The following is a 20,629-nucleotide window of genomic DNA, read 5'->3' on the forward strand; positions in this document are numbered from 1 at the left end:
CACTATGATAGAAATTGCTTCTCCTCGACTCTCAATGCGTCAGATTACAGAAACCGACTGGCCCTTGTTTCTTCGTTTGCACCAAGAAGAAGACGTCATTCGTTACGCATTTGATCAGCCCGAGCTGAATGACATTCGTCAACGCTTTGAATCTCGACTTCCTACTTGGCAATGGGGAAGTGCACATTGGTTATGTTTAGTGATCCGAGATAACACCAATAACAAGGCGGTGGGTGTGACGGGGCTATGCATTGAAGATGAATCGGATGATTCTGTTGAGATTGGTTATCTGTTGCTGCCGGAATTTCACGGTAAAGGGATTGGCACGGAATCACTGCTAGCATTGATTGATCACGTCAAACAGTCCTTGCCAGCGGTTAAGAACATTAATGCGATCGTGACGGACGGAAATATTGCTTCATGTAAGGTTCTGGAGAAAGCTGGGTTTGAGCTAATAGAGCGCGAAGAAAATGCTTATCAGATTGGCGGTAAACTTTATGACGATTTAATCTATCGCTTTCATGTTTGATTTGATCAATCGAATAGATTCCCCAAGAAAAAAGCAGCAAAATTGCTGCTTTTTGTTTTATTTAGGGGGGAGTTAAGCGATCGCTTGTGTGAGTATTTCTCGGCTCTCTTTGAGAGTGATCGTTTGATTCTCGCCTAGCGCTTTCATGCCGTGTTGCTCAAGTTGGTCAATCACAGAATCGATAGCACTTTGTTTATTGCTACCATGCTCAGTTAACTGAGTAGAGACTTTCATGGTTTGGTAAAAGCTTTCAATCGCGTCTACAGTGCGCTCAGCTAAATCCTCCCCTGACTCTAGACCAAACACGTTAAGCCCCATTTGCTCAAGCTTGGCACGTTTATGTGCCATTTGGTTGCGCAGCAGTGATGGCTGAACGATAGCGAGTGAGCGTGCATGATCTACACCCCAAAGTGCTGTCAGTTCATGACCAATCATGTGAGTTGCCCAGTCTTGTGGCACTCCGCTACCAATCAAACCGTTTAATGCTTGGTTTGCAGACCACATTAGATTTGCTCGCCAAGCATCGTCATCACGATTGTCAAAATCTTCACCCAGCGATTTTAATGTACGAAGTAGAGTTTCCGCATAGCCATCCTGTACCATAGCACCATGGTTGGTTGTTAAGTACTGCTCACAAACGTGCACCCAAGCATCCACAATACCGTTGATCAGTTGCTTCTCTGGCAGCGTCTTCATGACGTCTGGATCCATTACCGCGAATTTCGGTTGAACGAATGGACTCATGAATGCGAGTTTGTCTTGTGTTTCCGCTTTAGTGATCACCGCGCCCATGTTGGATTCAGAGCCTGTTGCCGGAAGTGTCAACACTGCTCCTAGTGGTGTTGCTTCAGAAACTTGATGTTTGCCAGTGAGAATATCCCAGCCATCACCATCGTACTTCGCTGCTGCTGCTACATATTTTGATCCGTCAATCACTGAGCCTCCACCAACCGCTAGAATAAAATCGATGCCTTGCTGTTTTACGATAGACACGGCTTTATCAAGGGTTTCTTTTGTTGGGTTAGGCTCGACGCCAGAAAACTCAACCCATTGGTGGCTTTTTAGAGCGTCAATAACTTGGTCGTAAACACCGTTACGTTTTATCGAACCGCCCCCATAGATGATCAATACTTTATCTTTTGGCTGAACAGATGATTGGATAGAACTGATTTGACCTTGACCAAAAAGAATCTGGGTAGGGTTAGCGTAAGTAAATTGCATTGTCATTCCTCTTGCTTCAGTTTATTGCCTGCTAGGCTGACTGATTTAGCATTCCGTGATTCGAGATGCTTCATTGTTTTATGCATATTAGTGTTGAAAAGAGGTTTTAAAAATATCGATTCCTCTGTTTTTATTGCCTAATCCTACTTTTTGTATATTCTGAGAGAAAAGGTGTAGGAGGTAAGATGACACTTGCTCAATTAATGCAACAGTATGTTGATACTCATAACTTAAATGACCTTGAGGGGGTAAAGAAGACCGAATTAGACGGCATATGGTTCTATCGCAGCAGTAAAGGTAACTCTCGTAAGCCTTTTGTTTATCAGTCAGGGGTGATTGTTCTAGGCCAAGGTCATAAGAATATCCATATTGGTAATCAACCTGTTCAGTATGGGCCTAACGATTACCTTGTTGTTGGAGTTCCTATGCCACTTGAATGTGAAGCCATTCCAACTGATGGTGAACCGTTAATGGGCTTAACGATAGATATTGACTCTCAATTGCTCCACCGCCAAGTGAATAAGCTAGAAGAATTGGGCTTTTCTCCGAGAAAAGATAATATGCATCAAACCTGTGGGTTGAGATCGGTCAGCATGGAAGCCTCTATGTTGGACGTATGCATACGAATCATGAAAGCACTTTGTAATCCGGTAGAGTTAGCACTACTCGGTGATGCGCTTAAAGAGGAGCTTACCTACCGTGCATTAACTAGTAGTGAGGGGCATGTGCTGTTTGATTTAGCTCATCATGAGGGGCAATATGCCAGAGTCGCGAAAGCTCTGGATAAGGTTCACCGGAATTACAGTGAAGCACTTTCAGTGCAACATTTGGCTGAAGAAGCTAATATGAGTATGTCTGCTTTTCACAGCGCATTTCGCCAGATTACGTTAGAGTCACCGATTCAATACATCAAAAAAGTGCGCCTGAACAAAGCGAAAGAGTTAATTCAGCTCGAAGGAAAGAAAGTCAATGATGCGGCGAGGCTCGTCGGTTATAACAGTGCTTCCCAGTTTTCTCGTGAGTATAAACGTCACTTCAACGAAACACCGACAGGTTTGAAGTTGGCCAGCTAGTAAGAAAAGAGGAAATCAGAGGTTAAAAAATTACTGTTTTTTTAAAGCGTTAGTGTTGGCATACTTTGCTATGTAAAAAGAACAAAACACCTTACTCTTTTTATATCCCCCTATAGGAGATCTAGTCAGTCTCTTAGATTAGCCCTCTTAAGACATTAAGAGGGCTATTTTTATGAAAACTGATAGCTCTCAGGAACAACGACAATCCCTTTCTCAGAAATATGAAAACGCTTAGCATCTTCAATTTTATTTAAGCCAATTTGTGTGTTTGGTGGGATTTTTACATGCTTGTCAATGATGCAATTGACTAATTGACAGCCTTCTCCTACCTCGACATCATCAAAAAGAATACTGTCGACAACCGTTGCGCTGTCATTGATACGCACATTTGGTGAAACAACGGAATGTTGCACTGAGCCACCTGAATTAATCACGCCATTAGCGATAATAGAGTTAATGAAAATCCCTTCATTGCCAGTAGCAGATGAGACTGTTCGAGCAGGAGGACATTGAGCTTCATAGGTTCTTATGGCCCAATCGGGTTGATATAAGTTCATCGGAGGGACTGGCTCGAGTAAATCCATATTCGCTTCATAGAAAGAATCCAATGTGCCGACATCTCGCCAGTAACAATCTTTTGCCACTCGTCCTTTGTCGTTACAGAAGTCGTAAGCATATACACCTTGTGTATCTATAAGATTAGGGATGATGTCTTTACCAAAATCATGGCTCGACTCTGCACAATCAGCATCGTCATCCAAAGCATTGCGCAGCATATCCATATCGAAGATATAGATGCCCATCGAGGCAAGACTGCGATCAGGCCGACCCGGTATAGATGGAGGATCCTGAGGTTTTTCGATAAAAGAAGTGATCATGCCTGTATCGTCAATATCCATGACTCCAAACTGGGTGGCTTCCTCGCGACTTACGTCCATACAAGCAATGGTGAGCTTAGCATTATTTTGCTTGTGTTCTTCGAGCATGGCGGCGTAGTCCATGCGATAGATATGATCACCTGATAGCACAACCACATACTGAGCATCACTTCGCGATAACAACCATAAATTGTGATAAATCGCATCGGCAGTGCCTTCATACCATTTGCCGCCACCTCGCATTTGTGGAGGCACAACGGAGATAAACTCGCCAAGTTCTGGGTTAAAAATAGACCAGCCGTCACGTAAATGTTTTTGCAGGGAGTGGGATTTATATTGAGTTAATACAAGAATTTTTCTTAACCCAGAGTGCAAGCAATTCGTGAGCGTGAAATCAATGATTCGATACTTGCCTCCGAATGGGACTGCGGGTTTGGCTCGATCATCCGTTAGAGGACTTAGTCGTGACCCCATACCACCGGCGAGGACTACCGTTAGTGTATCTTGCATGCCTTTCTCCCTGAATGAGTGCGCTTTATGGCTTCCTAAGGGAATAGCTACAAGTTTCGAGCCAATATCCAACTTGTTGATTATATACGGAATGTAAGAATTCTAACTCACGGCCATTGCACCAAGAGAAGGCATTGCACCAAAATCAGGCAACCGTGTCCATTTCGTCTGATGCTAGGATCGAGACGCTATTTCGACCTAAAGACTTTGACTCATAAAGTGCGACATCAGCACGTTTGTAAGTGTTTTCAATGGAGCCATCCATATCGGTAACTCCAACACTGACGGTAATTTTCTCGCTGTGTTCGAGCGATACTGAAGTACGAAGTCGGTTGGTGACAATTTCAGCTTCCTGAAGACGTGTATGCGGCATGATGATCGCGAACTCCTCGCCACCAATACGAGCAATAAAGTCAGTTTCTCGAAGGTGAGCGCTGAGGACAACTCCAACAGATTTTATTATTTTATCGCCTTCATCATGACCCAATTGATCGTTAACGCGCTTGAAGTGATCAATGTCGACAATCGCAAAACAAGTGGGCTCTGCATCGTGATATCGTTTAGTGCGTAGGCATTGCGCCGCCATTTCCTGATCAAATTTACGTCGATTCCACAATCCGGTCATGGCGTCTTTCTCACTCATTTCTCGCAAACGATTTTCAAGCTCCTTGCGGTGGGAGATGTCAACGAATGAGGCGACGTAGAATTGAATCACACCATTTTTATCAGTTACCGTCTGGATGCGTAATATTTCAGTTATATGTGAACCATCACGACGCTTATTGACCACTTCACCTTCCCATAAGCCATCTTTTTCAAGGATCTTCCACATATTAATGTAGAACTCTTGTTCATGCTTATTGGCCGCAAAAAATGAAGGCTGTTTTCCTTTAACTTCCTCAAAGGTATAACCGCTCACCCGAGTGAATTCTTCATTGGTTTTAATGATTCTGTTTTGCCGGTCGGTGATTAACATGGCAGACATACCATTCATGGCCGCTCGAGCAATTTGACTGTCCATACTGTTTTTAGTGTGGTTATAGTTCCAAACTATAAAACTAAAGGTAATGAGTAAAATAATGATGTAAACCGATATGGCTTTGATTGCGAGTTCATCTTTACGCGAGAGGTACAACTGATCTGCGTCATGCTGGGAAACTTCTGCCACGAGAATGAAGTGAAGTGGTCTGTCGAGCGTGTTGAGAGCCGTCTTAACATAGGAGAGCCATTTTCCTTGCTCGAAAATCGTGCCATGTTGATTCAACTGAATTTCACGCCATAAATTAGGGTAGAGTTTGCTTAGTTTGTATTGGGAATTTTCCTTCGCGATATGACCCATTATATTGGTCATATTTTTAGACATCACATAATAGCCTTGAGCATTGTAGACATCAGGCAATTCATTATTAAATTTGTCGTAAGTTAGTCGTTGGTATAGAAATTTAAAGTCAAGATTAGCAATAAAATATCCATGACGTTTGGCATTGATATCAACTGGCACAATGATACGCAGACTTGGCGTTAAGGGTTTTACTATTTCATTGTTCTCTTTTTTTAAATCAATCCCGAAGGTGCCAATAGTATTGGTAGGAAGCTGTCTAGCGAAAGAGAAATAGTCTCGATGCGCTTTGTTTTGCAGAAGCTTTGGAGAAGTGACAGCGCTGGTTCTTTGATTGTGGGTGATACGTACAATTTCTTGTCCATCGTTATCTAAATAGCGCAGTTGAGAAAAGTAGCCTTGCGTGCGGGCAACTAATAACCAAAAGTCTTGTAATGCACTTGTATTTATTGGGGTTGGCTCAAGAATAGCGCGGCGGAAGATGCTGTTACTAGAGAGTGTTTTGACGGATTTTAAGATTTTGGTCGAATGGGACTTTAACTCTAATCGAGCGTATTCAAGCTTAGCTTGCGTTAGACGATCCACTTGTTGGCTAGCCTCTTCCTCTGCTTTTGATAGTTCGCTGGCAAAGTAAAGTGTTGGCACAAAGGCTAGGGCGATAAACACGAGAGCGAATTGTAGAAGAATGCGGAAATTTAGTTTGAACATTTCGCCCCAACGAAGTCACAAATTTATCTAATAATTTTGTGAATAATTATATGGGCTTTTATGAATTTTACTGTGAGCCGTGTGGAATATCCTATGATATCGACTTTGATGCTGAGCAATATGATGCATTTGGTTATTGTAAGTACTTAAAAAGCAAAACTAAAAAAGCCCTACTCATAGAGTAGGGCTAGCGCCAAGCCAGATATTGGGGGGACTGGCTAAACAGTTTCTGTTTAAGCGGTCGCGGTTTCGGCTTTCTTTTCGCTATTGCGATTTTTCAAGAATGCGTAGCCAAATCCTGTTAACGCAGTACCGGCAGCGATGGCGAGTAAGTACATAAGAACCGGGCTTATAGCGTTAGGGATAAGCAGTACAAATAACCCACCATGTGGTGCCATGAGTTTTGCTCCAAACAGCATTGAAAGAGCACCGGTTAATGCGCCACCGGCCATACATGCAGGAATAACGCGCATTGGGTCTTTTGCCGCAAATGGAATGGCACCTTCTGAGATAAAGCATAACCCAAGGACAAATGATGCTTTTCCTGCTTCACGTTCACTAGCTTCAAACTTATCTCTTGCAAGGAATGTGGCCAGCCCCATACCCAGTGCGGGAACCATACCGGCTGCCATAATCGCTGCCATAGGTGCGTAAGTTTGGGAAGCCAGTAGACCAACGCCGAAGGTGTAAGCCGCTTTGTTGATAGGGCCACCAAGGTCAAAACACATCATTGCGCCAAGGATAACACCGAGTAAAACCGCGTTTGCTGAACCCATGTTATTCAAAAACTCAGTCATCGCAGCCATAATGCCAGCAACCGGTCCGCCTACGATGTAGATCATTACCAAGCCAGTAAACAGGCTAGCAATGAAGGGAATGATCAGAATCGGTTTCAAGGCTTCCATTGACTGAGGCAAGTGTACTTTATCCGCAATCAATTTTGCTGAGTACCCCGCAATGAAACCCGCAGCGATCCCACCCAGGAACCCTGCACCCGTTGAACTCGCAAGCATGCCTCCAATTAGACCAGGTGCTAAACCCGGACGATCCGCAATGGAAAAGGCAATAAAGCCAGCAAGCACAGGGATCATAAGCGCAAAGGCTGAGCCACCGCCTATCGTCATCAAGGCTGCAGCCAGTGTGCCTTCCTCTTTGAACGCTTCAATACCAAAGACAAATGACAGAGCAATGATCAGGCCTCCAGCCACTACAACAGGTAACATGTGAGAAACGCCGGTCATCAAATGCTTATAGACGCCTTTCTTTTCCTCTATCTGATTACTATCGCTTGAACCTGTGTGCTGGTACACCGTTGCTTCAGCCAATGCTTTGTTGATCTCTTGTTCGGTTTTCTTTAGTGCAGGGCCTGTCTTCGTTCGATACATCAACTTGCCGTTAAATCGGTCAAGCGGAACTTCGATATCGGCTGCGACAATAACAAGATCGGCTGCGGATATATCTGCGTCGGTTAGCTGGTTTTTGGCACCTACTGAACCGCGTGTCTCGACTTTGATCTGGTGTCCCTGACGCTTGGCTTCGTCTTCAAGTGCTTCTGCTGCCATGAAAGTGTGTGCGACACCGGTAGGGCATGCTGTAATGGCGACAATCTTTTTCGATTCTTTGGTCGTAGAGGTGTTGATTGACACTATGTCCTCAGCGCTGAGGAGCACGGCTTTATTTGTTGCTGATTGTAGAAAAGCCACGGCGTCTTCAGTCACGTCATTAATTGACGCTTGGTATACTTTTTTACCGACAAAGCGTGATGTATCAACCTGTGTATTGGCCGCAATGACTATTATTTCAGCGGAGTTTATCTCCTCAGAAGTTAACATTTGAGTTTCAATAACATTTGATTGGCACTCAATTTTCGCATTCCACTTGAGTTTATCAGCGGCTTTCTCTAATAGCCCTGCAGCAATGATGCTGTTTGCGACACCACTAGGGCAGGCGGTAATGATTGCAATATTCATAATCTCGACCTTTGTCCTTAAGCTTTCGGTTTAGAAAGCGGGTTGATTTTGATTTGTTTTTGTAGGGTATGTACTTGCTCGATGTCTGGCACACCAACACCGACTTGGCTCACAGCCAAGGCGGATAGTGCAGTAGCAAAAGACAGTAATTCTGTTTTCTCTAGCGATGCCATATGTCCCCAGCACAAACCAGCAACAAGCGTGTCTCCTGCCCCCACAGTACTAACAACGTCCATGTGAGGAGGTTGCGCTTGGAACCATTCATCTTGGTTTAACCACATCACACCGTCAGCGCCCATCGACACGACGACATTCTCGATTCCAAGCTTGTTCAGTTCTTCTGCCACAGATTGGCATTCTTGTGTGGAGGTCAAAACGCGGCCGACATAATCAGATAGCTCTTCATCGTTAGGTTTTATTAACCATGGAGAGGCCGCTATTCCAGCCTTAAGCGCTTCACGGCTTGAGTCAAATAGGACTTTTTTGCCTTTTCCTTGTAAGTAGGAAATCCAAGAAGCACAACGCTCAGGAGTGACCCCTTTGGGTAGGCTGCCCGCTAGTACAAAATAATCGTGATGTTCTGTAAGCTCTTCCAGTTTTGCTTCAAATTGACTCAATGCCAATTCATCGATAGCTATTCCCGGGAAGTTGATATCGCTGACGTCACCGCTTTGTTCTACGAGTTTGACGTTAATTCGTGTTGCACCGTTGACACGAATAAATTGATCATCAGCTCCTATATCTTGGAATAACTGACAAAACATCTCTTGGTTATCTCTTCCGAGGAAACCAGTGACCGTGACGTCAGCTCCTAAATCTGACAATACTCTTGCAACGTTGACACCTTTACCTGCTGCATGGAATGAGCTTTCGTGAACAAGGTTTACTGAACCTTGCTTAAGGCCCGAAAGGCTGCCAGTGAGGTCAAGAGCTGGGTTGAGAGTGATAGTAACAACTTTATTTGTCATGACGTTTCCTTAACTCTCGCCTAAGCCGGATTCAATGGCTGCACCGATTGAAGCTAAAGCTTGCTTTACATCACTACCTTCTGCGGTGAATTGAAGGTGATGGCCTTTCTTTACTCCTAACGCAATGACTTTCATCAGGCTCTTCGCATTCACGGCTGAACCATCACCATCTAGATTTGAAACCTTAATGGCGGATTCAAACTTTTTCGCTTCGGCCACAAGCATAGCGCCTGGCCTTGCGTGTAATCCGTGAGCATTCTTAATCACAAAGACGGCGCTATTATCACTATCCGCTACAGGCTGGGAGTCTATGTCGTTCGATTTGAATAAAGCGAGTAATTGGTCTGCCGTCGCTTCTGTTAACGTATTTTGCTTACCTTCAAACACGATGTGGCTAATAGTGTTTAATTGAGGTTTATGACTATCGTTGCAAGCTGCAAATGCGATTAATGCTTTTACATTCTTATCTTCGTACTCGCAGTGGTTGGCAGTGGAAACAAAAGCCATACCTGTGCGGAGAACTGAGCGGTCTGAGCTGACTAGCCAAAGGCCATTGCCAAGATGAGTAGGGGGAGTCGTCACTAAGCTCGCCACGAACTCACTATTGGCACAACCGGTATTTTTCAGCAGCCCACCTGCAACCGCAGACATTTGAACCATATCGCTCGCTGGGAAGTTAAGCTGAATCAATGAAGGATCAAAATCAATGTCTAACTGCGCTTCCCCATTGAGAAGGGCAATGATTTCTTCTTCACTCTTAGCATGTTTTATCTTTTCCTCTACGCCATCGGCTGATAACACCTTGGTAAGTTGTTTTAAGATGCCTAGATGTTCATCAGATTTAGCCGCAATGCCAATCGCCACGTAGGCCGTATTGCCGTCTCCCCAGTCAACACCTTGTGGGAAGTGTGCAATGGTTACCCCTGTTGTTTTTACAAGAGAGCGAGTGTCAGTTGTACCGTGGGGGATGGCAATGCCGTTACCGAGAAATGTTGAATTCTGGTTTTCGCGGTTGAGCATTCCTTCAACGTAACCATTATCGACTAGACCCTTATTAGTCAGTGACTCAGCCAGAAAACTAATGGCACTTTTTTTATCCGAGAACGATTGCTGTAGTGCGATATCGTGTTTTGTTAGTTTAAGCATATGCGCCTCAATTCGTTTGTTAATACGATTCAGTTGTCCTTAACTTCAACTTCAAGCTGAATCGTTTCAGCAAATTGGTAAAAAAATTCAGCAAATCAAAAAGCGTCGCTTTATCTTGCTGTGATATTCAAAACTCAAATCTTTATCAAATTTTCGATTTTGCTGAATCCTTTCAGCTTTTATGCTGAATCGTTTCAGTTTATAATGCAAATATTGTTGGGATCATCATTTAGGATTTTTGATCCAATGCACAGAATAAGTAGGCTCATATGACACTTGATGAAATAGCCAAATTGGCTGGGGTATCGAAAACGACAGCCAGTTATGTCATTAATGGCAAGGCACAAAAGTATCGAATCAGTGAGAAGACACAAAAGAAGGTCATGGCTGTTGTCGATGAACACAATTACCGACCAGATCTCGCTGCAAGTACGTTAAGAGCAGGGCAGAGTCGCTCATTTGGCTTGATTATTCCTGATTTAGAGAACACCAGTTATGCCCGCTTGGCTAAGCTATTAGAACAAAACTCGCGTGCGGCGGGATACCAAATACTTATTGCTTGTTCGGACGATGATCCGGTGACGGAAAAAAGCGTTGTTCAGGCATTGGTTAGCCGTAAAGTAGATGCTCTTTTTGTAGCTAGTGCTATTCCAGAAGCCAGTGACTTTTATCTCGAATTGCAAAATAAAGGCACGCCAGTGATTGCAATAGACCGACCTTTGGATGATGAACATTTTTCATGTGTCATTAGTGAAGATTTTAGTGCAGCTTATGAGTTGACCTCGTCGGTTTTAAGTGACGGTGTAACTAAGGTCGGATTGATCGGGGCACTACCTGAGCTGAATATTTCTCGAGAGCGTGAACTCGGTTTTCAATCAGTGGCTCAGAAAGCACAAATAGATACCGTTGTTGGGTATGGTCAACATTTTTATCGTCAAGATGGTCGAAAAGTTCTCGAAGGCTGGATTGCCGAAGGTAACGTGCCTCAGGCTATCATCACAACCTCATACACGCTTCTAGAAGGAGTGTTAGATGTTCTTCTGGAAAGACCTGACGTTATGGCGAACGTGAAACTATCGACGTTTGGTGATAATAGGTTATTGGATTTCTTGCCGTTCAAAATCAATTCCTTACCGCAGCAGTTTGAACTGATCGCTGATAGTGCTCTTGCTTTGGCATTGAATGCCACAGCCAAACGTTATCAACCTGGGATTGAACTGGTGCCGAGAAAAATCATAGTGAGACAATAGGTAAGCCCGGTAAATGACCGAGCTTAGTTTTGTGCTAATACTGGAAGCGGACTGACATAGTGATCTGAGGTCCGTAGAGGCCATTATTGCGAGTTTCCGCGGAAAGAGACAACTGCTCCGTGGAATGAAAACGTACACCGGCGTGGAATACAGAACTGTCATCATTGCGCCCAATGCGGCCTGTTGCTTCAATTTGCTCAGCAAGCCACATGCGAAAGCCAATATTGACTTCTGCAACAGTATCGGTGTCACCGCCAGCTTCTTCAGTAAATTTAGTTTGGTGTACAAGTAATTGACCATATACGTCAGCAAACTGACTGATTGGTCCATTAAAGCCAATACCGCCAGCCAAATCGTAGTCGTTGTCGAACTGTGTATCCGCTCTCAGGATAAAATGAGAGTTGTCAGTGAAGAGTGTGCTGAATTCAACACCGCTCATTTCAGGGTTCACCGCTGTGCGTACTTCAAAGAAGTTATAGTTAAAGTTGTTCGCATTTACCGCGCCAGCGAAACCAGCACAGATGAACGCACTGGTTAGGATGATCTTTTTCAAGGGTAGTACTCCGACTCGCATCAAGTTTTTGACTATAAAAAAGGCTTGCAATAAGCAAGCCAAATCTTAACGCAGTGGGAGATAAATTACTTTATCTTTAAAGCAGTTGAATACGATCGACTTCAATTTCTGGAGTATTTCCACCTTCAAATTCACCAAAAATACGCAGGTTTGTTGTCGCATCTATCGCCTGGTTAAGTCGGACATCATCATCGATCTCAATTTGAATTTCACTCTTTCCATCAGAAAACACAAACGTATCGCCTTTAACTTGACGAACAATGTTTCCATCGACGACCACGTTCTTCTCTGTAAACATGTTGCTGTCTGCGAGTAAAGAGTCCACAGTTGACAGATCAACGGGACCATTAAACTGAATGCCAGATGAAGTATGATCTGCCTTTGCGAGTACCAGAGTAGGTGAAAGAATTAGAGCAGTAGCGGTAGCCAAAATAACTTTTTTCATATGATTTCCTTTTGGAAAAGTTTCGTTGTTGATGGTGCTATTAAGCCATAGCTATTTTGAATAACCTCTGAGGAGAGTATTCATATTCGATTCATTTATTGAGTCAACAAAGCCAAAGAGGCTATGATTAAAGAATACCGAAAAAAGACTCGTAAAATTAATAGATTATGCAATCAGCATTACAAGCACTAATGGTTCAAGGCACCACATCTGACGCCGGGAAAAGTGTACTCGTGGCCGCGTTATGTCGTGTTTTGGCAAGAAAAGGGGTAAAAGTTGCTCCTTTTAAGCCACAAAATATGGCACTGAATAGTGCTGTTACGTCCGATGGCGGTGAGATAGGTCGAGCTCAAGCGGTTCAAGCTAAGGCTGCTAAAGTAGCTCCTACTGTGCACATGAATCCTGTTCTGCTCAAGCCTAACTCAGACACAGGTGCACAGGTCATATTACAAGGTAAGGCTCTAAGTAATATGGAGGCGATTGGCTATCAGAATTATAAGCAAATGGCCTTGCCGACTGTGCTTGAATCGTTTTCAGTGCTTCAAGAACAATTTGAGGCTGTTATGATCGAAGGGGCTGGCAGCCCCGCAGAAATTAATCTTCGTGAAAACGATATCGCTAATATGGGGTTTGCTGAAGAAGCCGATGTACCTGTTATTATCATCGCCGATATTGATCGTGGCGGCGTGTTTGCGCACTTAGTTGGCACATTAGATCTTCTTTCTGAATCTGAGCAGAACCGAGTTGTAGGTTTTGTAATCAATCGATTTAGAGGTGATATATCTTTGCTTCAATCGGGGTTAGATTGGTTAGAACAACGAACCAATAAGCTAGTACTTGGCGTGCTTCCTTATCTGCATGGTTTCGACCTAGAGGCGGAGGATGCGATAAATAATGAGCAGTCTTCTAGTGAATCGGCAAAGTTGAATGTGGTTGTCCCTGTGTTAACCAGAATCAGCAATCATACCGATTTTGATGTACTAAGGCAGAATCCGGATATTCACTTTCGTTATGTAGGTAAAGGCGAGAAGCTTGATAAAGCCGATCTCATTATTTTACCGGGGAGTAAATCTGTAAGAGCGGATCTGGAGTATCTACGCAGCCAAGGTTGGGACAAAGACATTGCAAGACATGTTAGGCTAGGCGGCAAGCTTATGGGAATTTGTGGTGGTTACCAAATGCTAGGACAGGCGATTCACGATCCTTTCGGTGTTGAAGGTAAAGCGGGGCGCGCAGATGCTTTAGGCTATTTACCTGTTGAAACTGAATTGACGAAAGAAAAAGCGCTGACCAATGTAAGAGGAATACTCGAACTATGTAACGAATCGGTTCCTGTGAGCGGGTATGAAATTCATGTTGGCAGGACATCCGGTGAAGGCTTATCCCCGATTTCTTTAGATAATGGTTTATCAGATGGCGTAATCAGTGATTGCAATCAAATCTTTGGTACCTATCTACATGGTATTTTGGATACCCCTGAAGCAATGGAACTGGTGTGCCGGTGGGCAGGTGCTGCGGATATTCGCGCAATTGACCATCATAAAAATCAAGAGCTCGCTATAGACCGTATTGCCGATGCTGTTGAACAACATATGAAGCTCGATGTAATCTGGCCAGAACTTTATAACTGAAATAGATGATGATTTTTTTTAAGCGACTGACTGTCGTTATTTTTACGCTGTTTACTTCCGTTGTGGTTCATGCGTCTGTTAATGTTTATGCGGCATCCTCAATGACCAATGTGATTAAGAAGCTGGCAGAAGAATTTCAAACAGAAACAGGTACGAAAGTGACCCCTGTATTTGCAGGTTCTTCTTCACTTGCTAAGCAGATCCTTAACGGGGCGCCCGTAGACATCTTTATCTCTGCCAACCTTAGGTGGAGTGACTACCTTATTCAAAAGGGCATGATACAGAGTGACAATGTCACTAATTTGGCTGAAAATCAGTTAGTAGTTATTGCTCCGTTAAATAAGCCTACCAATTTTGATGTGCGAAGTAGTGAACAGTGGTTGAAGAAACTGTCTGGGCAAAGAATTGCGATAGGGCAAACTAATGCTGTTCCAGCAGGAATGTATGCTAAAGAGTCATTAGAGACGTTAGGTGTGTGGGAATCTTTGAGAGATCATCTAGCGCCGGTCAATAATGTGAGGGTAGCACTAACACTTGTTGAGCGAGGAGAAACGCCTCTAGGGATAGTGTATATAACCGATGCGATGGTGAGTGATAAAGTGAAGATTGTCGCTACCTTGCCATCTTCGACTTACTCACTAATTACGTATCCTATGGCTAGATTAAACGAAAAACCGGCCACTTTAGAGTTTGAGGCTTTTCTCCAAAGTGAAAAAGCGCAAGCGATACTAAAACAATACGGATTTAACTAGGATTATCTTCATTGCTTTCTGATTACGAATATCAGGCGCTAATGCTTAGCCTAAAAGTTGCGCTTTATACTATCTGTTGGCTGATTCCTATCGGGATTGGATTTGGTTGGCTGCTGGCTAAAAAGCAGTTTATCGGTAAAAGCTGGCTCGACAGCTTAATTCACCTTCCTTTGGTACTTCCTCCTGTTGTTATTGGTTACTTACTCCTGATTTCAATGGGACGCCAAGGTTTTATTGGCCAATGGTTGTACGAATATTTCGGGCTAGTCTTCTCTTTCAGCTGGAAAGGGGCGGTACTTGCGTGTGTGATTGTTGCTCTACCTCTGATGGTTCGTTCAATTCGCCTGAGCTTAGATAGTGTAGATCCTAAACTTGAGCAGGCAGCCGCAACACTTGGTGCCTCTCCACTTAAAATCTTCTTTACCATCACGTTACCACTGACAATTCCCGGAATCATCACAGGGACAATGCTTTCATTTGCACGTAGCCTAGGGGAGTTTGGCGCAACGATCAGTTTCGTATCTAATATTCCCGGAGAAACCCAGACGATTCCTTTAGCTATGTTTACTTTCATTGAAACGCCTGGAGCAGAATTAGAAACGATGCGCTTGTGCGCAATCTCTGTAGTCATTGCTTTAGCTTCTTTAATCGGCTCGGAAATGTTGAATCGTCAGTGCGCCAAAAGATTAGGAACACAACGATGAGTAATATCCTAATCCAATTTAAGCAGACTCTCGATGAGCAGTTATTCGATGTTGATGTGTCTATACCGGGAAAAGGGATAACGGCTATTTTCGGCCGCTCTGGGGCAGGTAAAACATCAATTATTGATGTTATAGCGGGTTTAAGAGCCCCTGATGAAGGAGAGATTGTTGTTTCGAACAAGACACTATATAGCTTTCAGACCAAACTGAATATTCCTGCGTATAAGCGTCAGGTTGGTTACGTGTTTCAGGAATCGAGGCTTTTTCCGCACTATCGTGTAAAGGGGAATCTTCTTTATGGTGTGAAAGATTTTGACCAAAACCACTATGATAAAATAATTAAGCTGCTTGCTCTTGAGCCACTTCTGAAACGATTCCCAATCCAACTTTCAGGTGGAGAAAAGCAAAGAGTTGCCATTGGTCGAGCGTTATTATCTAAACCCCAAATACTTCTTATGGATGAACCTCTGGCTTCGCTTGATATCCCTCGCAAACGAGAAGTTTTACCATTTTTGGAACAGCTGGCGAGCGAAATAGAAATTCCGATCCTTTATGTCTCTCATAGTTTGAATGAAGTTGTACGCCTAGCAAATCACATTGTCGTGATTGATGATGGCAAAGTGGTGACTTCAGGAAACCTCGAGGAGGTATGGTCTTCAAGAGCGATGAGACCTTGGCAATCTTTCTCTGATCAAAGCTCGCTATTTGAGGCTAAAATCCTTCACCATAACTCAGACTATGCATTGACTAAGGTTAAGCTGGCTGAAAATGTTTGCCTCTGGGTTCAGCGTTTAGAAATGGAGAATAATGCCAAAGTCAGACTTCAAGTAAGAGCCAGTGATGTGTCTATTGCATTGGATAGACCGGATAAAAGCTCGATACGAAACATACTTAAGGCCACAATTGATCAAATACAAACTCACTCAAACGGTGCAAAGCGTCAAAGTGTTTCAGTTAAGCTAAAACTGGATAAAGAGTGTTATTTATGGGCGACGATTACCGCTTGGGCCAAAGATGAGCTAGAACTCGAAGAAGGGCTTGAAGTGTTTGCACAAATTAAAGGGGTGAGTGTGACCCAAAAAGATGTTGTATTGAGCCATTAAAAACGCCGTACTGTATCATGCGGCGATTTTTGGTGTTGTTACTTGGCGAAAACGTCAGTGAAATCACGCTTTAAAATGGGGTCACGACGTGCTTTCTTAATCTGTTTAACCATATCTTTTACACAGTTATGAAGAACTTGATCAAGAAGCTGAGCACGATACTCTTCTTTCTGCTCATCAGTCATATCTTCAGGTAGCTTTAACGTTGGGAACTCTTCCATTACATTAACACCTGCAAACGCCTGACTCACAGAGATTAGAGCATGAAATTGCTCGAAGTTATCTAGAACATTTTGAGCACTTTTTGGTAGCTCATCCCAAGCTTCCCGAACCGCTTCTTCAGAGACTTCGTGAATGGATGTCACCATGAAGTGCATCGCTTCAGGTACATCGTCAAATTCGATGACTTGACGAAGCTCTGCTGAAACTGTCGAAAGGTCAACTTTAGGTTGTTCTGTTTGATTTGCGTCAGACATTAATTTTTATCTCATAAATTTTACGTATACAGCGGCGTTATCCTAAAAAATCCACATTAAATGTCAACCATAGTGGAGGAATTGGTGACCTTAGAGTATTATTTTTTATAACCAGCTGATTTTTCGGCCAGTTTATAAATAACAGGTAACGCGAGTGGAATTATCGGGATCTTCGATGAAAATACTTTTAGTCGATGATGTGCAAATGGAGCGCATGCAATTGGCTATTCGTCTAAAACAGCTGGGCCATACCGTCGAAATGGCCGAATCAGGGGAACAGGCATTAGAAATGTACCCCACATTTGAACCAGAACTCATCTTACTCGATATTTCAATGCCTGAAATGGATGGTTTTGAAGTTTCTAAGCGTATTCGTTCCATTTACAAAGAGTGGATACCCATCATTTTTCTTAGTAGTCACGATGAACCAACGATGATCGCTAATGCAATTGAAGCGGGTGGGGATGACTACCTAACCAAGCCCGTCGATAAATTGGTTCTTGCTTCCAAATTAATTGCGATGCAACGCATTGCCTTTATGCGTCGTGAACTTAACCAAAAAACGGCCGAATTGGCTAAGGTGAACCAAGAGCTGGAAAAATTAGCCAGTGAAGATGGCCTGACTAAAGTGAAGAATCGTCGCTACATTGATGAAAAACTTAAAGAAATGATTGCTGTCCATGGTCGTCACAGCCTACCGCTGAGCTTGATTTTGCTCGACGTTGATCACTTTAAACTCTACAACGATAACTATGGTCATATTGAAGGGGATAAGTGTTTGATAGAGATTGCTCAAGCCTTGGACTCCTTATTTTCACGCAGCGGTGAGATTGTTGGGAGATACGGTGGGGAGGAGTTTGTTATTGTATTAGGTCATACGGACGCCGAACATGCTCAGCAGCACGCAAGACGTATTCAATCTACACTCGAAACCTTAGCAATCAAACATGAATATAGTTTAGTCTCCGACTATGTGACGGTGTCACAAGGCGTGTGCAGTTTCACTCCCAAAGGTAGCGAAATACCAGATGTGATGTATTCAAAGGCAGATGAGGGGCTCTACAAGTCAAAAAGTGAAGGTCGTAATCGATTCAGTTATATCGAGTAAGCGATTTTATCCTAATAGTTTAAAGGCTCAATAAATTGAGCCTTTATATGTAAATTATGCAATTTCGACACGGTTTCGTCCTGCACGCTTGGCTTTATATAAAGCCGCATCAGCACTCTTCATCACTTCACCGACATTATCAGCGTCACTATAATCTGCGACCCCAATACTAATTGTCACATTAACGTGATCATGGGAGCTCGATCTTTTACGTTTTTTGGCGCCTGTCTTGTCATTTTTGGGTCTGGATTTCTCGTTTCTTACAACCATTTCATATTCTTCTATGGAAGCTCGTAACAGTTCTAAGTGATCCAAGGCCTCCTCTACGTTTTTATTTTTGAACAAAACCGTAAACTCTTCCCCCCCATAACGATAGACCTTTGCTCGTCCCCCGACTTGCTTCATTTTACTGGCGACAAGTTTAAGGACATCATCTCCGGTTTCGTGGCCATAAGTATCGTTAAATGATTTGAAATGGTCGATATCAAGCATAGCGATAGTGTAGCGCTTACCTAGGTGACGCAAATCAGACTCTAATGCCAGACGACCAGGAATATCGGTTAATCTATCTTTGAAGGCAAGCTCGTAACTCGCTGAAAACATGTAAATGAGCAAGAGAAAACCCGATAGGGTGAACATAGTGCTGGACACATATTGAATGTGGAAGAAGGTAAACGTAACAGTTGAAAGCGTTATAGCTGAGTATACCACCGCGTCAATAATACGATTGGCTTTTAAAACGAATATCGCACTTAATAATACGGCGCCGATCGAATACAGAACCAGTATCAGAGGTAACCTAGAGACACTTGGCTCAGAGTAGAGAAAGGTTTTATCAAAGCTTTTGAAGCCACCTTCATAGAAATGCGTGAGGATAAGGTAACACCACAAACCCATGAGTGACAGTGTAACAATGTAGATTATAAATGACCGACTTAGTACGCCTCTTTCTTTGTATGGATACACCAACGCACAAGCAATAGGGACAACAAATGCTAATAGAGAGAGCTCAAGTAAAGTAGAGCCTGTAGAGAGTGAGCTTTGTAGGTGTTCTTGTATGTACCAATAGACGACAAGCATGGTCAGTGCCACCATAGCAATTCGACACTGTTTGAAGGCATGACCTAATCCGATAACACTCAGGAATAAAAAATAGGGGAGATTTGCAGTAATGCCTAAGTTGGCTTGAGTGAGAAGAATCACATTATTCATGCCCAAACCAATCATCGCTAACAGCAGCACCGGAAACGTTAAACGAAACCAATTTGTTGTTACCAAAGAAAACGACATGTACCTAGCCTTAGCCTTATTTATTAACTTCTTAATATACAAGCCTTAGAATACTTTGATTTGATGATTTTCCAAGCTTTTTACTAAACTAATGAATGAAAAGTGAGTGTTAGTATAAACAATGGTCAAAAAGTGACGGCAAAATACCCCGAATCCCACTTTGTGCCTTATAGTTAACTGATACTCATAAGAAAATTCCAAATCTTAAAGGAGTTAAGGTTTATGCAAATTAGTGTTGATGTTCACAACTACATGGAAACTCTTGTAGGCCAGGTTTTAGCTCACAGTAAATACACTGACCAGTTTGATCATGAACAACTCGCAGATTTGGCTTGTTTGGCCCTAAGTCAACTTAGACCTGTTTATATTCGTCATGATATCGACTTCTTATCTGCGCTGTCAGAGGAAAGGCTCGTTGTTCTTAAGAGGTATTCAGTCACAGCTGTTGAAGCTGCGTTGACAATGATAGTTGACGATAGAAGAAGAAATCGTAAAGATGAAGTTCCAATCATGTTTAGCCAACCAAGATTCGATGATGATACGGAACTTGAATGGTTTGAAAAACCTCTGATTATGCATAAGCAAGATACCTAAGGAGTACTAGGTGGGACTATTTTCTCGTTTGTTTGGTGGCGCTAGTAAAGAGCAAGCTAAAGCCGAAGTTGAACCAATAGAATATAAAGGCTTTCTGATTTACCAAGAAGCTCAGCCTGAAGGTGGTCAGTATCGAATCGCAGGTCGTATTACAAAAGAATTTGAAGGGCAAATTAAAGAGCATCGATTTATACGCTCAGATGTTCTGTCTTCTGAATCGGATGCTAATGAATTTATGTTAAAAAAAGCGCAAATGTTTATCGATCAGATGGGCGATAATATTTTTAATTAGTCTTTCCAACTTGATGAATGTCATAAATTTAAGAGCCATTAGTCGTTATGCTGATGGCTCTTTTATTC

Annotated in this window: 20 protein-coding genes; 10 read left to right on the plus strand and 10 right to left on the minus strand. The window is 43.0% G+C overall.

Going from position 1 to position 20,629, the window contains the following annotated elements; translation table 11 throughout:
• Positions 1 to 4: 4 nt before the first annotated feature.
• Positions 5 to 529 carry a GNAT family N-acetyltransferase gene (locus CTT30_RS18915; protein WP_239838935.1) on the plus strand — a complete coding sequence of 175 codons (525 nt, stop codon included), beginning with the start codon at positions 5 to 7 and terminating at the stop codon, positions 527 to 529.
• Between the two features lie 72 nt (positions 530 to 601).
• On the opposite strand, the gene CTT30_RS18920 is transcribed toward CTT30_RS18915, so the two are convergent.
• The gene (locus CTT30_RS18920) at positions 602 to 1,750 is read right to left on the minus strand and encodes an iron-containing alcohol dehydrogenase (RefSeq protein WP_252037524.1); all 1,149 of its coding nucleotides are present in this window, start codon (positions 1,748 to 1,750) and stop codon (positions 602 to 604) included.
• Between the two features lie 185 nt (positions 1,751 to 1,935).
• Between CTT30_RS18920 and CTT30_RS18925 the strand changes: the two genes are divergently transcribed.
• Positions 1,936 to 2,823, plus strand: coding sequence for an AraC family transcriptional regulator (locus tag CTT30_RS18925; RefSeq protein WP_239874669.1), 888 nt, complete (start codon positions 1,936 to 1,938; stop codon positions 2,821 to 2,823).
• Between the two features lie 170 nt (positions 2,824 to 2,993).
• Here CTT30_RS18925 and glgC read toward each other — a convergent pair whose 3' ends face one another.
• From glgC to fruB, 5 genes are all read right to left on the minus strand, one after another.
• Positions 2,994 to 4,256, minus strand: coding sequence for a glucose-1-phosphate adenylyltransferase (gene glgC / locus CTT30_RS18930; protein ID WP_255906946.1), 1,263 nt, complete (start codon positions 4,254 to 4,256; stop codon positions 2,994 to 2,996).
• 100 nt (positions 4,257 to 4,356) lie between these two features.
• The gene (locus CTT30_RS18935; RefSeq protein ID WP_252037528.1) at positions 4,357 to 6,258 is read right to left on the minus strand and encodes a GGDEF domain-containing protein; all 1,902 of its coding nucleotides are present in this window, start codon (positions 6,256 to 6,258) and stop codon (positions 4,357 to 4,359) included.
• Positions 6,259 to 6,491: 233 nt separating this feature from the next.
• Positions 6,492 to 8,228, minus strand: a complete 1,737-nt coding sequence (fruA, locus tag CTT30_RS18940; RefSeq protein WP_239874666.1) for a PTS fructose transporter subunit IIBC — start codon at positions 8,226 to 8,228, stop codon at positions 6,492 to 6,494.
• Between the two features lie 17 nt (positions 8,229 to 8,245).
• Complete coding sequence (gene pfkB, locus CTT30_RS18945) at positions 8,246 to 9,196, minus strand: 1-phosphofructokinase (protein WP_252037530.1); 951 nt, start codon at positions 9,194 to 9,196, stop codon at positions 8,246 to 8,248.
• Between the two features lie 9 nt (positions 9,197 to 9,205).
• Positions 9,206 to 10,342, minus strand: a complete 1,137-nt coding sequence (gene fruB, locus CTT30_RS18950; RefSeq protein WP_252037532.1) for a fused PTS fructose transporter subunit IIA/HPr protein — start codon at positions 10,340 to 10,342, stop codon at positions 9,206 to 9,208.
• Positions 10,343 to 10,611: 269 nt separating this feature from the next.
• Between fruB and cra the strand changes: the two genes are divergently transcribed.
• Positions 10,612 to 11,592 (plus strand): catabolite repressor/activator, encoded by a 981-nt coding sequence (gene cra, locus CTT30_RS18955; RefSeq protein WP_252037533.1) that lies wholly within the window; start codon positions 10,612 to 10,614, stop codon positions 11,590 to 11,592.
• A 34-nt stretch (positions 11,593 to 11,626) separates the two neighbouring features.
• Here cra and CTT30_RS18960 read toward each other — a convergent pair whose 3' ends face one another.
• Positions 11,627 to 12,145, minus strand: coding sequence for a hypothetical protein (locus tag CTT30_RS18960; RefSeq protein ID WP_239838944.1), 519 nt, complete (start codon positions 12,143 to 12,145; stop codon positions 11,627 to 11,629).
• Positions 12,146 to 12,242: 97 nt separating this feature from the next.
• On the minus strand, positions 12,243 to 12,611 hold the full coding sequence (locus CTT30_RS18965; RefSeq protein WP_239838945.1) for a YgiW/YdeI family stress tolerance OB fold protein: 369 nt from the start codon (positions 12,609 to 12,611) through the stop codon (positions 12,243 to 12,245).
• A 167-nt stretch (positions 12,612 to 12,778) separates the two neighbouring features.
• Here CTT30_RS18965 and CTT30_RS18970 point away from each other — a divergent pair, with 167 nt between their 5' ends.
• From CTT30_RS18970 to modC, 4 genes are read left to right on the plus strand one after another with little or no spacing between them, the layout of a single operon-like run.
• The gene (locus CTT30_RS18970) at positions 12,779 to 14,242 is read left to right on the plus strand and encodes a cobyric acid synthase (protein WP_252037535.1); all 1,464 of its coding nucleotides are present in this window, start codon (positions 12,779 to 12,781) and stop codon (positions 14,240 to 14,242) included.
• Positions 14,243 to 14,247: 5 nt separating this feature from the next.
• Positions 14,248 to 14,994 carry a molybdate ABC transporter substrate-binding protein gene (modA, locus tag CTT30_RS18975; protein ID WP_353505755.1) on the plus strand — a complete coding sequence of 249 codons (747 nt, stop codon included), beginning with the start codon at positions 14,248 to 14,250 and terminating at the stop codon, positions 14,992 to 14,994.
• Positions 14,995 to 15,005: 11 nt separating this feature from the next.
• Entirely contained in the window at positions 15,006 to 15,698 is a 693-nt protein-coding gene (gene modB / locus CTT30_RS18980) for a molybdate ABC transporter permease subunit (protein WP_252037537.1), read from the plus strand.
• Entirely contained in the window at positions 15,695 to 16,801 is a 1,107-nt protein-coding gene (gene modC / locus CTT30_RS18985; RefSeq protein ID WP_252037539.1) for a molybdenum ABC transporter ATP-binding protein ModC, read from the plus strand. Before modB ends, modC begins: the two co-directional genes overlap by 4 nt.
• A gap of 38 nt (positions 16,802 to 16,839) precedes the next feature.
• Here the strand turns inward: modC and CTT30_RS18990 are convergent, their stop codons facing one another.
• A complete protein-coding gene (locus CTT30_RS18990) occupies positions 16,840 to 17,277 on the minus strand; it encodes a DUF3069 domain-containing protein (RefSeq protein ID WP_239838949.1) in 438 nt (145 codons plus the stop codon).
• A gap of 175 nt (positions 17,278 to 17,452) precedes the next feature.
• Here CTT30_RS18990 and CTT30_RS18995 point away from each other — a divergent pair, with 175 nt between their 5' ends.
• Positions 17,453 to 18,385: a GGDEF domain-containing response regulator gene (locus tag CTT30_RS18995; RefSeq protein ID WP_252037541.1), complete on the plus strand. Its 933-nt coding sequence runs from the start codon at positions 17,453 to 17,455 to the stop codon at positions 18,383 to 18,385.
• 54 nt (positions 18,386 to 18,439) lie between these two features.
• On the opposite strand, the gene CTT30_RS19000 is transcribed toward CTT30_RS18995, so the two are convergent.
• Positions 18,440 to 19,675 carry a GGDEF domain-containing protein gene (locus tag CTT30_RS19000; protein WP_252037542.1) on the minus strand — a complete coding sequence of 412 codons (1,236 nt, stop codon included), beginning with the start codon at positions 19,673 to 19,675 and terminating at the stop codon, positions 18,440 to 18,442.
• 222 nt (positions 19,676 to 19,897) lie between these two features.
• Between CTT30_RS19000 and CTT30_RS19005 the strand changes: the two genes are divergently transcribed.
• Together CTT30_RS19005 and CTT30_RS19010 are read left to right on the plus strand one after the other, a co-directional pair.
• Positions 19,898 to 20,269 carry a late competence development ComFB family protein gene (locus tag CTT30_RS19005; protein ID WP_239838952.1) on the plus strand — a complete coding sequence of 124 codons (372 nt, stop codon included), beginning with the start codon at positions 19,898 to 19,900 and terminating at the stop codon, positions 20,267 to 20,269.
• Between the two features lie 10 nt (positions 20,270 to 20,279).
• Positions 20,280 to 20,561, plus strand: a complete 282-nt coding sequence (locus CTT30_RS19010) for an HlyU family transcriptional regulator (RefSeq protein ID WP_239864092.1) — start codon at positions 20,280 to 20,282, stop codon at positions 20,559 to 20,561.
• The last annotated feature ends 68 nt before the right edge of the window (positions 20,562 to 20,629 follow it).

The organism is Vibrio coralliilyticus (assembly GCF_024449095.1).
In the GTDB taxonomy this organism is placed as follows: domain Bacteria; phylum Pseudomonadota; class Gammaproteobacteria; order Enterobacterales; family Vibrionaceae; genus Vibrio; species Vibrio coralliilyticus_A.

Coding starts and splice junctions, on each gene's coding strand:
- CTT30_RS18915 (WP_239838935.1), top strand. CDS start 5: ATGATAGAAATTGCTTCTCCTCGACTCTCAATGCGTCAGATTACAGAA.
- CTT30_RS18920 (WP_252037524.1), bottom strand. CDS start 1,750: ATGCAATTTACTTACGCTAACCCTACCCAGATTCTTTTTGGTCAAGGT.
- CTT30_RS18925 (WP_239874669.1), top strand. CDS start 1,936: ATGACACTTGCTCAATTAATGCAACAGTATGTTGATACTCATAACTTA.
- CTT30_RS18935 (WP_252037528.1), bottom strand. CDS start 6,258: ATGTTCAAACTAAATTTCCGCATTCTTCTACAATTCGCTCTCGTGTTT.
- fruA (WP_239874666.1), bottom strand. CDS start 8,228: ATGAATATTGCAATCATTACCGCCTGCCCTAGTGGTGTCGCAAACAGC.
- pfkB (WP_252037530.1), bottom strand. CDS start 9,196: ATGACAAATAAAGTTGTTACTATCACTCTCAACCCAGCTCTTGACCTC.
- fruB (WP_252037532.1), bottom strand. CDS start 10,342: ATGCTTAAACTAACAAAACACGATATCGCACTACAGCAATCGTTCTCG.
- cra (WP_252037533.1), top strand. CDS start 10,612: ATGACACTTGATGAAATAGCCAAATTGGCTGGGGTATCGAAAACGACA.
- CTT30_RS18965 (WP_239838945.1), bottom strand. CDS start 12,611: ATGAAAAAAGTTATTTTGGCTACCGCTACTGCTCTAATTCTTTCACCT.
- CTT30_RS18970 (WP_252037535.1), top strand. CDS start 12,779: ATGCAATCAGCATTACAAGCACTAATGGTTCAAGGCACCACATCTGAC.
- modA (WP_353505755.1), top strand. CDS start 14,248: ATGATGATTTTTTTTAAGCGACTGACTGTCGTTATTTTTACGCTGTTT.
- modC (WP_252037539.1), top strand. CDS start 15,695: ATGAGTAATATCCTAATCCAATTTAAGCAGACTCTCGATGAGCAGTTA.
- CTT30_RS18990 (WP_239838949.1), bottom strand. CDS start 17,277: ATGTCTGACGCAAATCAAACAGAACAACCTAAAGTTGACCTTTCGACA.
- CTT30_RS18995 (WP_252037541.1), top strand. CDS start 17,453: ATGAAAATACTTTTAGTCGATGATGTGCAAATGGAGCGCATGCAATTG.
- CTT30_RS19000 (WP_252037542.1), bottom strand. CDS start 19,675: ATGTCGTTTTCTTTGGTAACAACAAATTGGTTTCGTTTAACGTTTCCG.
- CTT30_RS19005 (WP_239838952.1), top strand. CDS start 19,898: ATGCAAATTAGTGTTGATGTTCACAACTACATGGAAACTCTTGTAGGC.